General features: G+C 64.0%; 12 protein-coding genes. 7 read left to right on the forward strand and 5 right to left on the reverse strand.

Annotated elements, in window-relative coordinates; translation table 11 throughout:
- Both BVH06_RS16815 and BVH06_RS16820 read left to right on the forward strand, forming a co-directional pair.
- On the forward strand, window positions 1-372 hold the full coding sequence (locus BVH06_RS16815) for a YkgJ family cysteine cluster protein (RefSeq protein WP_075930593.1): 372 nt from the start codon (window positions 1-3) through the stop codon (window positions 370-372).
- Between the two features lie 164 nt (window positions 373-536).
- The gene (locus tag BVH06_RS16820; protein ID WP_075930592.1) at window positions 537-1,109 is read left to right on the forward strand and encodes an NAD(P)H nitroreductase; all 573 of its coding nucleotides are present in this window, start codon (window positions 537-539) and stop codon (window positions 1,107-1,109) included.
- Here BVH06_RS16820 and BVH06_RS16825 read toward each other — a convergent pair.
- A complete protein-coding gene (locus tag BVH06_RS16825) occupies window positions 1,106-2,152 on the reverse strand; it encodes a LacI family DNA-binding transcriptional regulator (protein ID WP_075930591.1) in 1,047 nt (348 codons plus the stop codon). The two genes, BVH06_RS16820 and BVH06_RS16825, sit on opposite strands and share 4 nt — an antisense overlap.
- A 285-nt stretch (window positions 2,153-2,437) precedes the next feature.
- Here BVH06_RS16825 and BVH06_RS16830 point away from each other — a divergent pair, with 285 nt between their 5' ends.
- The 5 genes from BVH06_RS16830 to BVH06_RS16850 all read left to right on the forward strand — a co-directional run bounded on the left by BVH06_RS16830 (window position 2,438) and on the right by BVH06_RS16850 (window position 9,415).
- Window positions 2,438-4,687 (forward strand): TonB-dependent receptor, encoded by a 2,250-nt coding sequence (locus BVH06_RS16830; protein ID WP_083652089.1) that lies wholly within the window; start codon window positions 2,438-2,440, stop codon window positions 4,685-4,687.
- Window positions 4,688-4,778: 91 nt separating this feature from the next.
- Complete coding sequence (locus BVH06_RS16835) at window positions 4,779-6,119, forward strand: LLM class flavin-dependent oxidoreductase (RefSeq protein WP_075934845.1); 1,341 nt, start codon at window positions 4,779-4,781, stop codon at window positions 6,117-6,119.
- The gene (locus BVH06_RS16840) at window positions 6,116-7,423 is read left to right on the forward strand and encodes a dienelactone hydrolase (RefSeq protein ID WP_075934846.1); all 1,308 of its coding nucleotides are present in this window, start codon (window positions 6,116-6,118) and stop codon (window positions 7,421-7,423) included. Before BVH06_RS16835 ends, BVH06_RS16840 begins: the two co-directional genes overlap by 4 nt.
- A gap of 13 nt (window positions 7,424-7,436) precedes the next feature.
- Complete coding sequence (gene mgrA / locus BVH06_RS16845; RefSeq protein ID WP_075934847.1) at window positions 7,437-8,480, forward strand: L-glyceraldehyde 3-phosphate reductase; 1,044 nt, start codon at window positions 7,437-7,439, stop codon at window positions 8,478-8,480.
- 2 nt (window positions 8,481-8,482) lie between these two features.
- Window positions 8,483-9,415 (forward strand): sulfonate ABC transporter substrate-binding protein, encoded by a 933-nt coding sequence (locus tag BVH06_RS16850; protein WP_168172921.1) that lies wholly within the window; start codon window positions 8,483-8,485, stop codon window positions 9,413-9,415.
- Between the two features lie 159 nt (window positions 9,416-9,574).
- On the opposite strand, the gene BVH06_RS16855 is transcribed toward BVH06_RS16850, so the two are convergent.
- The 4 genes from BVH06_RS16855 to BVH06_RS16870 all read right to left on the reverse strand — a co-directional run bounded on the left by BVH06_RS16855 (window position 9,575) and on the right by BVH06_RS16870 (window position 12,586).
- Complete coding sequence (locus BVH06_RS16855; protein ID WP_075934848.1) at window positions 9,575-10,900, reverse strand: HAMP domain-containing sensor histidine kinase; 1,326 nt, start codon at window positions 10,898-10,900, stop codon at window positions 9,575-9,577.
- 136 nt (window positions 10,901-11,036) lie between these two features.
- Complete coding sequence (locus BVH06_RS16860; protein ID WP_075930585.1) at window positions 11,037-11,447, reverse strand: Spy/CpxP family protein refolding chaperone; 411 nt, start codon at window positions 11,445-11,447, stop codon at window positions 11,037-11,039.
- 134 nt (window positions 11,448-11,581) lie between these two features.
- Window positions 11,582-12,265 (reverse strand): response regulator transcription factor, encoded by a 684-nt coding sequence (locus BVH06_RS16865; protein WP_075934849.1) that lies wholly within the window; start codon window positions 12,263-12,265, stop codon window positions 11,582-11,584.
- 21 nt (window positions 12,266-12,286) lie between these two features.
- Window positions 12,287-12,586: a YciI family protein gene (locus BVH06_RS16870; RefSeq protein WP_075930583.1), complete on the reverse strand. Its 300-nt coding sequence runs from the start codon at window positions 12,584-12,586 to the stop codon at window positions 12,287-12,289.
- Window positions 12,587-12,605: the final 19 nt, after the last annotated feature.

Consider the following 12,605-nt stretch of genomic DNA (forward strand, 5'->3'; position numbering starts at 1 on the left):
ATGTCCGAAACCAATCCTTGTCTAGCGTGTGGCGCCTGCTGCGCGTATTTTCGTGTGTCCTTCTTCTGGGGCGAATGCCAATCCGCCGGTGGCAGCGTGCCGGACGAGCAAGTCATCCAGATCTCACCGCACCTGGTCGCCATGCGCGGTACCGAAACCAAGCCCGCTCGCTGTAACGCGTTGCTCGGCGATGTGGGGCAGGGCACGCGCTGCACGCAGTACGCGCAGCGCTCCAGCACCTGTCGCGATTTCGAAGCTTCCTGGGTCAATGGCGAGCACAACCCGCGCTGCGACGATGCGCGCAAGGCTTATGGCCTGCCGCCACTGACGCCGCCGTTGCAGCCGGAGCTGTCGCCGGATCGGGTGGCGTAGGAACTGCTGATCGCCGTGACATGTCGCCCGGGTCGAGCGCCGCGACACCCGGGAAATTGCCCTGGGTATCGCTTCGCTCAACACCAGGCCAAGGGCGCGCTGTGGTCTGCGAAGCTCATGCTTGGCTGGTAGAATCGCGGTTCTTTTTCTCTGGAGGTGAGCCGATGGATGCCCTCGATGCGCTGATCAACCGTGTTTCCGCACCGCGCCTGACCGAACCAGCGCCGAGCGCCGAGCAGCGCGAGCGTCTGTTCAAGGCCGCGCTGCGGGCGCCGGATCATGGCCAGCTACGCCCCTGGCGATTTCTCACCGTCGAGGGCGATGCGCGCCATGCACTCGGCGAGCTGTACGCCGAGGCGATCGCCAGCAAGAATCCGCAGGCCGACGACGAGGCGCTGACCAAGGCGCGCAACATGCCGCTGCGTGCGCCGCTGATGATCGTGGTCATTGCCCGTACCCAGGAGCACCCCAAGGTGCCGGCCCAGGAGCAAGTACTGGCCGCGGGCTGCGCTGCCCACGGCATCTTGCTCGCCGCCTATGCCCAAGGCATCGGCGCGGTGTGGCGTACCGGCGAATTGTCCCACGACCCTGTGGTGGATGCCGGCCTGGGCCTGGCGGCCAACGAGCAGGTGATCGGTTACCTGTACCTTGGCACCGCGCAGCGAGAGTTGCGTGATGCTCCGGCCGTGAACATCGACGAATTCGTCAGCGGCTGGGCGGGCAAGGCCCAGGCCTAGCTGCTTTCCCGCTCGATAAGCTCGCATTGCAGAGGCGCCGGTGCGTCACTGGTGCTTTCGGTCAGGACGCCGAGTTTCTGCAGAATGCGTTGCGCCGCCACCTCGCCGATCTGCCGGGCTGGCGGCCTGATGGTCGTCAGGCTGGGCATCAGCATCGGCGCGAAGGCGTAGTCGCCGAACCCCACTACCGCGCAGTCTTCAGGAATACGCACACCGGCCCGGCGACCGGCGAGCAGCCCGCCGGCGGCCAGGTTGTCATTGGCGAAGATGATCGCATCCGGGCGTTGTGCAGCGTGCATCAGGCTCTCCATGGCCTGTTTGCCTGCCTCGAAGGGCAGCAGGTTGTCATCCGGTGCGAAAGACCACGGCTCCAGCCCTGCCGCCCGAACCGTATCGGCATAGCCATCGCGACGCTCCAGCGCACTGAAATCCCCAGGCACGCTGTTCTGCACGAAGGCGATGCGCCGATAGCCCTTGTCCAGTAGATAGCGTGCGGCGCTAACGCCCACCTGAGCGTGCAGGAAACCCACCTGCAGCGGAGCACGATCAGGCTGGTAATCCCATATTTCCACCAGCGGGATATCGGCATCGGCGAGCATTTTCTCGGTGCCAGCACTGTGGAAGTGGCTGGTGACAACCAGCGCCGCCGGTGACCAGCCCAGGAAGGCGCGCACGGCGCTCTCTTCCTGTTCCTCGCTGAAGTAGCTGGAGGCCAGCAGCAACTGATAGCCGTGGCGGGTGAGGGTGTCACTGAAGCCCTGGATGGTCTGGGCGAAGATCGGCCCCGAGATGTTCGGTATCACCATGCCAACGATGCGCCCCTTCGCCGAGGCAAGCCCGCCAGCCACCAGGTTGGGTACGTAACCCATTTCCTCGACGGCCCTACGAATGCGCTCGCGCAGCTCTTGGGACACCTGATCCGGTTGGTTGAAGTAGCGCGAGACGGTGATCGACGACACACCGATCCGCTCGGCAACGGCGCTCAGGGTAACGCGTCCTGCGCCACGTCTCTTGCGCGGCGAATCAGCGGGCGGGCGGGGCATGGGGCAAATCCTGAGGCAGATTCGGGCGGTCAAACATACTTCACCGTTAGCGCTAACAAAAGCCTCTTCGGCGCCAGTTTTAATTATATTTTTTGGAATATGAAAAGCATTTTTTAGTATTTGACGATCTTTTTGCGGCTCTCCAAACTTTGTTCTTGTTAGCGCTAACAAGCGCACTGCACCTCCGTCGCATGACTGCCACTCGCACGAGCGAGACCCGTATCCGACTGTGCTCAGTACGCTCGCTCTGGCGAGCATCAATCGGTTAATCAGGCAGTGAACATCATGCACAACGCATTATTGCCGGCCGCCCGCAGCGCGCGCCGAATCAGTGGTTCGATCTCCCTCAACCCCCTTGCCGTCGCCGTTGCGCTCGCTTGCGGGGCTGCGCCTTCGTGGGCTGCTGAGCCCTCCGAAACGGGCGCTACGGCGCTGCAGGCGGTCACCGTTACCGCAACCCGTCGCGAGCAATCGCTGCAGGATGTGCCGGTCGCCGTGTCGGTGGTCGAGGGTGAGCAGCTCGAGCGCGACAATCGCAACAACGTCTCGAGCATCGTGCAGCAGGTGCCGACCCTGAATTACCGTAGCGGTGCTTCCAACAAGGACACCTCGCTGTTCATTCGTGGCGTCGGCACCATCACTACATCACCGGGCATCGAGCCGACCGTAGCCACCGTGATCGATGGCGTGGTGCTCGGGCGCCCTGGTCAGTCGACACTCGATCTGCTGGATCTGGAGCGCATCGAAGTGCTGCGCGGCCCACAGGGTACGCTGTTCGGCAAGAATGCCTCGGCGGGTGTGTTGAACATCATTTCCAAGGACATCACCGAAGAAACCCATGGCTACGTGGATTACTCGCACTTCGGTGGTGGCAACGAGAACCGCCTGCGCTTCGGCATCGGCGGGCGCCTGACCGAGACCTTGAAAGGCTCGCTGAGCACTTTGTTGGGCCGGTACGACGGTAACGTGAAGAATGAGTTCAACGGTGACGACATCAACGGCTATGACCGCAAGGGCGCGCGGGGCAAGCTGGTGTTCGAGCCTAACGATGAACTCAAGGTGACCCTGATCGGTGACTACACTCAGGGCAAGGACAGCATCCCCAACGGCGTATTGACCAGAACCAGCGCCGCCTTTGGCGCCGCAGTGGGCAGTAGCTACACACCAAGCGATCACAACCGCAGCATCAACAGCGACATGAACACTCGCGTCGACGACCGCAATCAGGGGCTGTCCGCTCAGGCCGACTGGTCGCTCGGTGACTACACCCTGACGTCGATCACTGCCTGGCGCGGTTGGAACAATACCCAGTATCAGGACGGTGACCGCCTGGCTGGCATCTTCCCCGGGGCGCCGCGCTCGCACGACAAAGGTCAGGTGGATTACAACCAGTATTCGCAGGAAGTGCGCCTGGCATCGCCCAAGGGCGAATTCAACGAATACGTGCTCGGTGCGTTCTACATGCATGGCAAGAGCGAAGAGACCTACCAGCGTGCGGTCACTCCGGTCTCGCTGGTGACCGAGCGCGGGCGTGCCGACTACCAGGCGAGCAATGACAGCTTCGCGCTGTTCGGCGAGAACACCTTCAATTTCACCGATGATTTTCGCGGCATCCTCGGTCTGCGCTGGACCCACGACGACTTGGAGTACAAGCACCAGCGCGTGGTCACGGCCGCTGCCGCCGGCATCCAGCCTAACTACTCCAGCAAGGGGTCGGTGGACGAGGACGGCTTTACCGGCCGAGCCGGTTTTCAGTACGACATCAACGACAGCCTGACCAGCTATGTGACCTACTCGCGAGGCTACAAAGGTCCGGCCTATAACGTGTTCTTCAACATGCAGGCCCGCGACACCGATCCGTTGAAACCGGAAACGTCCAACTCCTGGGAGGCAGGCCTGAAGAGCACTGCCTTCAACAATCGCCTCACGGCCAACCTGGCGGTGTTCCACACCGAGTACGACAACTACCAGGCCAACTTCTATGACGTAGTCGCCGGCACGGTGGTGACCCGCCTGATCAATGCCGGCAGCGTGACCACTCAGGGCATGGAGCTGGACGCAGCCTTCCAGGTCACTCGCCAGTTCAAACTCTCCGGTGCGCTGGCCTACACCCGGGCGCGTATCGACGACTTCAGTTGCCCGGCAAACGCCGCAGCCAACTGCGATGTCAACGGCAAGCCGTTGCCCTTCAGCCCGGACTGGAAGACTTATGTTCGCGCCGACTACAGCATCCCGCTGGATAACGGCCTGGATATCGAATTGAGCACCGACTACGCCTGGCAGGATCAGGTGCAGTACAGCCTCGACCAGAACGAGAACACCGTGCAGGGCGCCTATGGCATCTGGAACGCCAGCATCGCCCTGGCCGACTACAGTGACGGCTGGCGCGTGGCCTTGTTGGCCAAGAACCTGACCGACAAGAGTTATTCCAACGGCTTGGCCTACAGCGGTTATCCGAATCTGAATTACGCGTCGCGCTCGGTGCCGCGTGATGACCAGCGCTACTTTGGCGTGCAGGTGCGCAAGGATTTCTGATCCACGGCAGCCGCGCTTGCCCTGCGTGCGCAATCCGCCCGAGCCGACTGAGAACGGCAGGGCGGTCATGCCTTCATCCAGGTGACTCATCATGACTCGATCCACCCGCCAGCTCAGCCTCGGCGCCTTTCTCATGGCCACCGGGCACCATATCGCCGCCTGGCGCCACCCCGATGTGCCGGCCGATCCGCTGGATTTTTCCGTATACAAACGCACCGCGCAGATCGCCGAAGCGGCCTGTTTCGACGCGCTGTTCGTGGCCGACAGTGTGGCCGCACCGACCGATGCCATCGCCAGCCGAATGCCGCGCTCGGCGCACTTCGAACCGCTGACGCTGCTTTCTGCCCTGAGCGCGGTGACCGAGCGCATCGGCCTGATCAGCACCGTGACCACCAGCTACAACGAGCCCTATCACGTGGCCCGCAAGTTCGCCTCCCTCGACCAACTCTCCGGTGGGCGTGCGGGCTGGAACCTGGTGACCTCGGACGCTGCCGCCGAGGCCTACAACTTCGGCCGTGACGCGCATATTCCCCACGCCGAGCGCTATGCCCGTGCGCGGGAGTTCCATGAGGTGGTCACCGGGCTGTGGGACAGCTGGGCGGATGACGCCTTCCTGCACGACAAGGCCAGCGGCCAGTTCTTCGATCCGGCCAAACTGCATGTGCTCGACCATCAGGGTGAGCACTTCAAGGTACGCGGGCCGCTGAACGTCGCTCGCTCGCCCCAGGGCAGGCCGGTGATCGTTCAGGCAGGCTCCTCGGAAACCGGTCGGCAGCTTGCCGCAGAGACCGCCGAGGTGGTCTTCACCGCGCAGACCTCGCTGGCCAAGGCCCAGGCGTTCTATGCCGATCTCAAGGGCCGCCTGCAGGCCTTCGGGCGAGGCGAGGATTCGCTGAAGATCATGCCCGGCGTGTTCGTGGTGGTCGGCCAGAGCGAGGGCGAGGCCCGCGAGAAATTCGAGCGTTTCCAGGAGCTGGTCGAGCCTGCGGTCGGCATCGCGCTGCTGGGGCGCATGCTGGGCAATTTCGATCTGTCCGGCTACCCGGCCGATGGTCCGCTGCCGGAGCTGCCGCTGACCGAGAATGGCCAGCAAAGTCGGCAGAAACTGCTGACCGAACTGGCAGGGGCGGAGAACCTGACCCTGGCGCAACTGGGGCGGCGTATCGCTGGCGGGCGCGGGCATTACAGCCTGATCGGCACGCCCACGCAGATCGCCGACGAAATGCAGGCCTGGTTCGAGGAGCGCGGCGCCGACGGCTTCAACGCACTGGTGCCGCATCTGCCGGGCGGCCTGGAGGATTTCGCCACGCAGGTGGTGCCCGAGTTGCAGCGCCGCGGTCTATTCCGCCGCGAGTACCAGGGCCGCACGCTGCGCGATCATCTGGGCCTCAAGGCACCACGGAATCCTTTCTTCATCCAGGAAAATCGATGAAATTCGTCCTCGCCTGTCTGTTGACCTTTGGGGTTTCCGGCAGCGCGTTCGCGCTGTATGGCGACGCCCGGCCCGACGCCCCGGAGCTTGCCGTGCGCGGCGAGCATCCTGTGGGGGTGCGTACCCTCGAGCTGGTAAACCGCGATCAACTCGACGTGCTGGCCATCGATGCCAAGAATCCAACACCGCGTTACGAGCGCAAATTGCGCCTGGAAATCTGGTACCCGGCGCTACTGCCGGCCGGGCAACAGGAGCTCACCACCTACCGCGACGTGCTGGGGGCCGGTGCCAACGACCCCAAACGCCCCAACACGCCGTTCGAGTTCCAGGGCCGTGCATTGCGTGACGCACCGGCGAGCGAGGGCCGTTATCCGTTGGTCATCGTCTCCCACGGCTACCCGGGCTCGCGCCTGCAGATGAGCTATCTGACCGAGCACCTGGCCTCCCACGGCTACGTAGTGGCGGCCATCGACCACACTGAGTCGACCCGCGCGGACAAGGCGGGGTTTGCCAGCACGCTGCTCAATCGTCCGCTGGACGATCTGTTCGTTCTCGAACAACTAAACGTCATCAGCGAGGCCGGCAGTGGCAGCTTTCTGGCCGGGCGTGTAGACGCGCAGCGCACCGCTTTGCTGGGTTACTCCATGGGTGGCTACGGCGCATTGAATGCCGCAGGCGCCGGAGTCAGCGCGGTGGCCAGCAGCCTGGTGCCAGGCAAGGCGCTCGAACAACGACGTGCCGACAACCCCGTCTACGAAAGTGGTCGAGACCCACGAATCAAGGCGTTGGTGCTGTTCGCGCCCTGGGGCGGGCGGCAGGGCATCTTCGATCAAGCCGGTCTGGCTGGCCTGCGCGTGCCGAGCCTGTTCATCGCCGGTGATCAGGATGACGTCTCCGGTTATCGCGACGGTATCAGGCGCCTGGTGGACGGCGCGGTGAATGCCGATCGTTACCTGCTGGTCTATCAGAATGCCCGCCACAACGTGGCGCCGAACCCGCCACCGCCTGCCGCCAGTAGTCATCCCGACGATTTCTCTGCCTATGCGGAGCCGGTGTGGGACAGCGCGCGGCTCAACAATATCAACCAGCATTTCGTTCTGGCGTTTCTCGACCAGCAGCTCAAGGGGCTGGATAGAAAGGCCTATCTTGATTTGACGCCGCTGGCCGTCGACGGCAAATGGTCGGTGGACGACGAGGGCCGCCAGCAGGCCGATCACAGCTACTGGCATGGCTTCAAGAATCGCAGCGCCGTGGGCCTCGAGTGGTACCGCCTGCCCGCCGCGCAACCGGCACCTATTCCCTGATGGAGAACTTCTGATGACCTACATCGCCAACCCACAGCGCTACGAGCGTGTCCCGTACCGCCGCGTCGGCCGCAGTGGCCTGGTTCTGCCGGCCCTGTCTCTGGGCCTGTGGCACAACTTCGGCGACGCCACACCAATCGACAACCAGCGTGCGCTGCTGCGCACGGCGTTCGATCTGGGGATCAATCACTTCGATCTGGCCAACAACTATGGGCCACCCTACGGCAGCGCCGAGATCAATTTCGGACGCCTGCTGCGCGAGGATTTCCGGCAGTACCGTGATGAGCTGATCATCTCCACCAAGGCCGGCTGGGACATGTGGCCCGGCCCCTACGGGCAGGGCGGCAGTTCGCGCAAGTACCTGATTTCCAGCCTCGACCAGAGCCTGCAGCGCCTTGGCGTGGACTACGTCGACATCTTCTATTCGCACCGCTTCGACCCGCACACGCCGCTGGAGGAAACCGCCGGTGCACTGGCCAGCATCGTCGAGCAGGGCAAGGCGCTGTACATCGGCATCTCCTCCTATTCGGCAGGCAAGACCCTGGAAATCGCCGCGCTTTTACGGGCGCGCAACGTGCCGCTGCTGATCCATCAGCCGGCCTACAACCTGTTCAATCGCTGGATCGAGAAGGATCTGCTGACGGCGACCGAGGAGGAGGGCGCCGGGGTAATCGTGTTTACCGCGCTGGCCCAGGGGCTGCTCAGTGACAAGTACCTCGATGGCATTCCCGCCGACGCTCGGGTCAATCGGCCGGGTGGCGCGTCACTGCGGCCCGAGCACCTGTCCGACGACAATATCGCTCGTGCCCGTGCACTCAATGAAATCGCCCAACGTCGCGGCCAGAGCCTGGCGCAGCTGGCGCTGGCCTGGACCCTGCGCGATGCGCGGGTCACCTCGGCGCTGATCGGCGCGAGCAAGCCGGAGCAGATCATCGAGAACGTCGCGGCGCTGGACAACCTGGCGTTCAGCGCCGAGGAACTGGCGGAGATCGATCGTTACGCCGTCGAGGGTGGCATCAACCTCTGGGAAAAACCGTCGACCGACTGGCAGGAGTGAGCATGAAAGGTATGAAGTTAGCGCTTGCCGCACTGGGGTTGATCGCTCTTGCGCAGGCTGTGCATGCTGACCCGCAGACCTTGCGCATCGGCTATCAGAAAGGCTCGGTCAGCCTGGTGCTGGCCAAGGAACACGGCATGCTGGAAAAGCGTTTCGCCGACACCAAGGTGCAGTGGATCGAATTCCCAGCGGGCCCGCAAATGCTCGAAGCGCTGAACATCGGCAGTCTGGACATTGGCGCCACGGGTGACATCCCGCCGATCTTCGCCCAGGCCGCAGGCGCCGATCTGTTGTACATCGCCGCCGAGCCACCGAAGCCCCAGGCCGAGGTCATCCTGGTGCCTAAAGACAGCGCCATCCAGTCGGTAAAAGAACTCAAGGGCCGCAAGGTCGCCTTGCAGAAGGGCTCTAGCGCGCACAACCTGGTGCTGCGTGCACTGCAGCGTGAAGGCCTGAGCTTTGCCGATATCCAGCCGATCTACCTGGCGCCTTCCGACGCCCGTGCCGCCTTCGAGAGCGGCAGTGTGGATGCCTGGGCGATCTGGGATCCGTTCTATTCGGCCATCGATCTGGAAGGCAAGGCGCGCCTGCTGGCCAATGGTGAAGGTCTGGGCTTTATCGGCCCGTTCTTCCTGGCTGCGCGGCCCTATGCCGAGGCCAATCCGGCGTTCATTGCGCAGTTGCTCGAAGAGCTCGGTCACGCCGAGGCACTGACCCGCGATGACAAGGCGGCGAGCATCAGCCTGCTGGCACGCTTCATGGGCTTGCCCGAAGCGGTGATCGAACGCACCTTCAGCCACCGCCCGCCATCGCCGCCTGTCCCGGTCACTGAAGAAATCGTCGCGGCCCAGCAGCGCACCGCCGACCTTTTTCTGGAAAACCGTTTGCTGCCCAAGCGGGTCGATGTGCGCAGCGCTGTCTGGAAGCCTTTATAGGCGCTTTGCTGGTGCGGTGGTAAAGGCATAAGCGGACATCGGGACGGGCAGGGATGCCCAGTCCATGCCCGTGATTTTTCGCGGGCATGGCCCGCTCCTACAGATAATTACCAGTCCATCCCACGGGAACGATCGGCCGCTCCCGCCACCAAGCAGGCGTCAAACCGCTGTCTCCAGCGGCAGGATCAGTTTGGCGCTGAAACCGCCGTCCGGGTGGTTTTCCAGTTGCAGGCGACCGCCATGACGTTCTGCGGCGCGGCGGGTGATGGCCAGGCCGAGGCCGTGGCCGGCAGCGCTCTGGCCGGGGGCGCGGAAGAACGGTTCGCCGAGTTGGAGCAGGTGCTGTTCGGCAACGCCGGGGCCGTGGTCGCGGACTTCCAGGTACACCTCATCGGTGCGACGAACGAAATTCAGCTCGATAGGCTGGCCCTCGGGGCTGAAGCGCAGGGCGTTACGCAGCAGGTTGTCCAGCGCCCGCTCGAGCATGTCTGGCCAGCCGATCAGGTGCATGCCCGGCTGCAGGCTGACATCCAGCTGCTGTTCGGGATGGCTGAGTTTGACGTCCTCGCGCAGTTTGCTGGCCAGTTGTGCCAGATCGATGCTCTGTGAAGAACCCGGCTCCGCATCGAGGCGGGCTAGGGTGAGGATTTCGCTGATCAGGTCTTCGAGGCGGTCGCACTCGCGGGTCAGCCGCGGCCAGAGTTTCTCGCGCTCGGCCGGCTCGGCGCGCTCGGCCAGGGCCAAGGCGATGCGCAGGCGGGCCAGGGGCGAGCGCAGCTCGTGGGACACGTCACGCAGCAGCTGGCGCTGGCTGCCGATCAGGTCCTGCAGGCGTGCGCCCATACGGTTGAAGTCGTTAGCCAGTACGCCCAACTCGTCACGCCGGCTGGCCAGCCGCGCCAGGCTGTTCTGCTGGTAGGCGGTTTGCCCGAGGTCATGCACCGCACCGCGCAGGCGATCCAGTGGGCGGGTGATGGACAGGGTCAGCAGCAGGCTGAACAGGGTCAATACCACCAGGGCGATGCCCAGGGCGCTGAGCGGCCACAGCAGGCTGCCGCGGTGCCAGGCGTCCAGTTCTGGGTGCGGAATGCGGTAGATGAACAGGTAGGTTTCACCGCTGACCGGGCTGGTGTAGTCGGTGGTCAGGCGCCGCCAGGGTAGGTGCTTGTCGCCCCGGTTGCGCTCTTCGAAGGCCGCCGCACGGGGCGGGAAGGTGCCGCGAACCGCTGGCTGACCCGCTTCGGTCAGCACCTGGGTATCGATGCGAAAACGCCGCTTGCGCTGCTCCAGTACGTCCTGGGCGGCGCGTGGGCCGTCTTTCTCGAAAATCCGAACCCACTCGGCTGGCAGGTCCTCCAGGCCGGGATGCTGATTGAGGATCCAGGTGTCCTGGTTCAGGGCGCGCCCGAGCAGCATGGAAAGGCCTGCGACCAGGGCGATGGCCAACCAGAAGCTGCCGAGAATCCGCCAGAACAATGAACGCACGAGAGACTCCTCAAACGACAAAAGCCTGCGCCAGGTGAATGGCGCAGGCAGTATGGGGCTGGCCGCTATCACGGCCAGCATAGGGTCCGTCACCGTTTCAACGCGGCCGTGCTTGAAACGGCAACAGATCCCAGGATCAGCCAGCTTTCTTGTGTTCGGCTTTCCAGGCTTCGAAGGCTTCGCGGTCGGCTTTGCGTTCTTTCATCTTGGCGACCTGCTCGTCGAAAGTCTTCTGCTGCTCGGGCGTCAGCACGGCGCGAATGGCGCTTTGCTGCTTGTCGCGGGACGCCTTGCGCTCGCTTTCCAGAGCCTTCTTGTCAGCCTCGGGCAGTTTGTCCAGATAGCGTTGGGTCAGTTCGCGATCGTTCTTGCGCTGTTCGCCCATCAGTTTGTGAACCTGGCGTTGCTGCTCCTTGCTCAGGTCCAACTCATGGAACATGCGGGGGCCTGGGCCCGGGCCGCCTGGGCGGTGATCGTCACCGGGGGCAGCCATGGCCAGGGTCGGCAGGGTCATGGCGAGGAGCAGGGCGGTCATGGTCTTGCGCATGGTGTATCTCCTTGTCTCGAAACCGGCCAGTTGCCGGATGTGCCCAGATTAGGGCTTTCAAGGTAAGGCGCAGTCAGCCAAGGTAAAGGCAGGGTAAAGAGCGCTGTCGCAGTGTAAAGCGGCCAGGGCATGAATCAAGGTGCGTAGTAATAGCCGCGCCCACGCAGCGCGACCACGCGCGGACGGCCATCGGAGTGCGGGCCGATCTTCTTGCGTAGGTTGCTGACGTGCATGTCCAGGCTGCGGTCGTAGAGGGTCAGCTTGCGGCCCAGGGCCAGCTGGGCGAGCGCCTGCTTGTCGACCGGCTCGCCCGGCTGCTTGAGCAGCGCCTCGAGCACCCGGCTTTCGGACAGGGTCAGGACGATTTCCTGGCCTTCGGCACCCAGCGCGGCCACGCCACGGGCCGGGCTGAAACGCAGGTCGCCCAGCTCGATCTGGCTGGAGGTGGCCAGCGGCAGGCTACGCCGGAGTACGGCACGCAGGCGGGCGGTCAGCTCGCGGGGGTCGCAGGGTTTGGCCAGGTAATCGTCGGCGCCCAGTTCCAGGCCGAGGATTCGGTCCAGGGGTTCGCCGCGGGCCGAAAGCATCAGTACCGGCAAGTCGGGGTGCTCGCCGCGCAATTGCTTGAGCAGCTCCAGGCCGCTGCCGTCGGGCAGCATCACGTCCAGCACCACGGCGTCGGGCGCGCTTTGCATCAACGCCTGGCGCGCGCCCTGGCCGTCGTGGCGGGCAGTGACCTGGAAGCCTTCCTGGGTCAGCCAACTGGCCAGCAGGTCACAGAGTTCGACGTCATCGTCGATCAGCAGCAGCTCACTCATGGCGGTGATGACGATTCCCTGTTACGGCAGTACGTGCTTGAAGGGTTTGACCACGATGCTGGCGTAGACGCCGGCGGTGCGGAACGGGTCGGCGCTGGCCCAGGTCTTGGCGGCTTCCAGCGATTCGAATTCGGCGACGATCAGGCTGCCGGTGAAGCCCGCCGGGCCTGGATCGTTGCTGTCGATGGCCGGGTTGGGGCCGGCCAGTACCAGGCGGCCTTCGTTTTTCAGCTGTTCCAGGCGGGCCAGGTGAGCGGGACGAACGGAGAGGCGAAGCTCGAGGGAGTTTTCCACGTCGGTGGCGATGATGGCGTAGAGCATGTCGATCCTTGTGGGTGAG

This window comes from Pseudomonas sp. PA27(2017) (genome assembly GCF_001945445.1).
Taxonomy (GTDB): Bacteria; Pseudomonadota; Gammaproteobacteria; order Pseudomonadales; family Pseudomonadaceae; genus Aquipseudomonas.

Excerpts from the sequence above, each read along its gene's own strand:
- BVH06_RS16815 (WP_075930593.1), top strand. The coding sequence starts at position 1 with ATGTCCGAAACCAATCCTTGTCTAGCGTGTGGCGCCTGCTGCGCGTAT.
- BVH06_RS16820 (WP_075930592.1), top strand. The coding sequence starts at position 537 with ATGGATGCCCTCGATGCGCTGATCAACCGTGTTTCCGCACCGCGCCTG.
- BVH06_RS16825 (WP_075930591.1), bottom strand. The coding sequence starts at position 2,152 with ATGCCCCGCCCGCCCGCTGATTCGCCGCGCAAGAGACGTGGCGCAGGA.
- BVH06_RS16830 (WP_083652089.1), top strand. The coding sequence starts at position 2,438 with ATGCACAACGCATTATTGCCGGCCGCCCGCAGCGCGCGCCGAATCAGT.
- BVH06_RS16835 (WP_075934845.1), top strand. The coding sequence starts at position 4,779 with ATGACTCGATCCACCCGCCAGCTCAGCCTCGGCGCCTTTCTCATGGCC.
- BVH06_RS16840 (WP_075934846.1), top strand. The coding sequence starts at position 6,116 with ATGAAATTCGTCCTCGCCTGTCTGTTGACCTTTGGGGTTTCCGGCAGC.
- mgrA (WP_075934847.1), top strand. The coding sequence starts at position 7,437 with ATGACCTACATCGCCAACCCACAGCGCTACGAGCGTGTCCCGTACCGC.
- BVH06_RS16850 (WP_168172921.1), top strand. The coding sequence starts at position 8,483 with ATGAAAGGTATGAAGTTAGCGCTTGCCGCACTGGGGTTGATCGCTCTT.
- BVH06_RS16860 (WP_075930585.1), bottom strand. The coding sequence starts at position 11,447 with ATGCGCAAGACCATGACCGCCCTGCTCCTCGCCATGACCCTGCCGACC.
- BVH06_RS16865 (WP_075934849.1), bottom strand. The coding sequence starts at position 12,265 with ATGAGTGAGCTGCTGCTGATCGACGATGACGTCGAACTCTGTGACCTG.
- BVH06_RS16870 (WP_075930583.1), bottom strand. The coding sequence starts at position 12,586 with ATGCTCTACGCCATCATCGCCACCGACGTGGAAAACTCCCTCGAGCTT.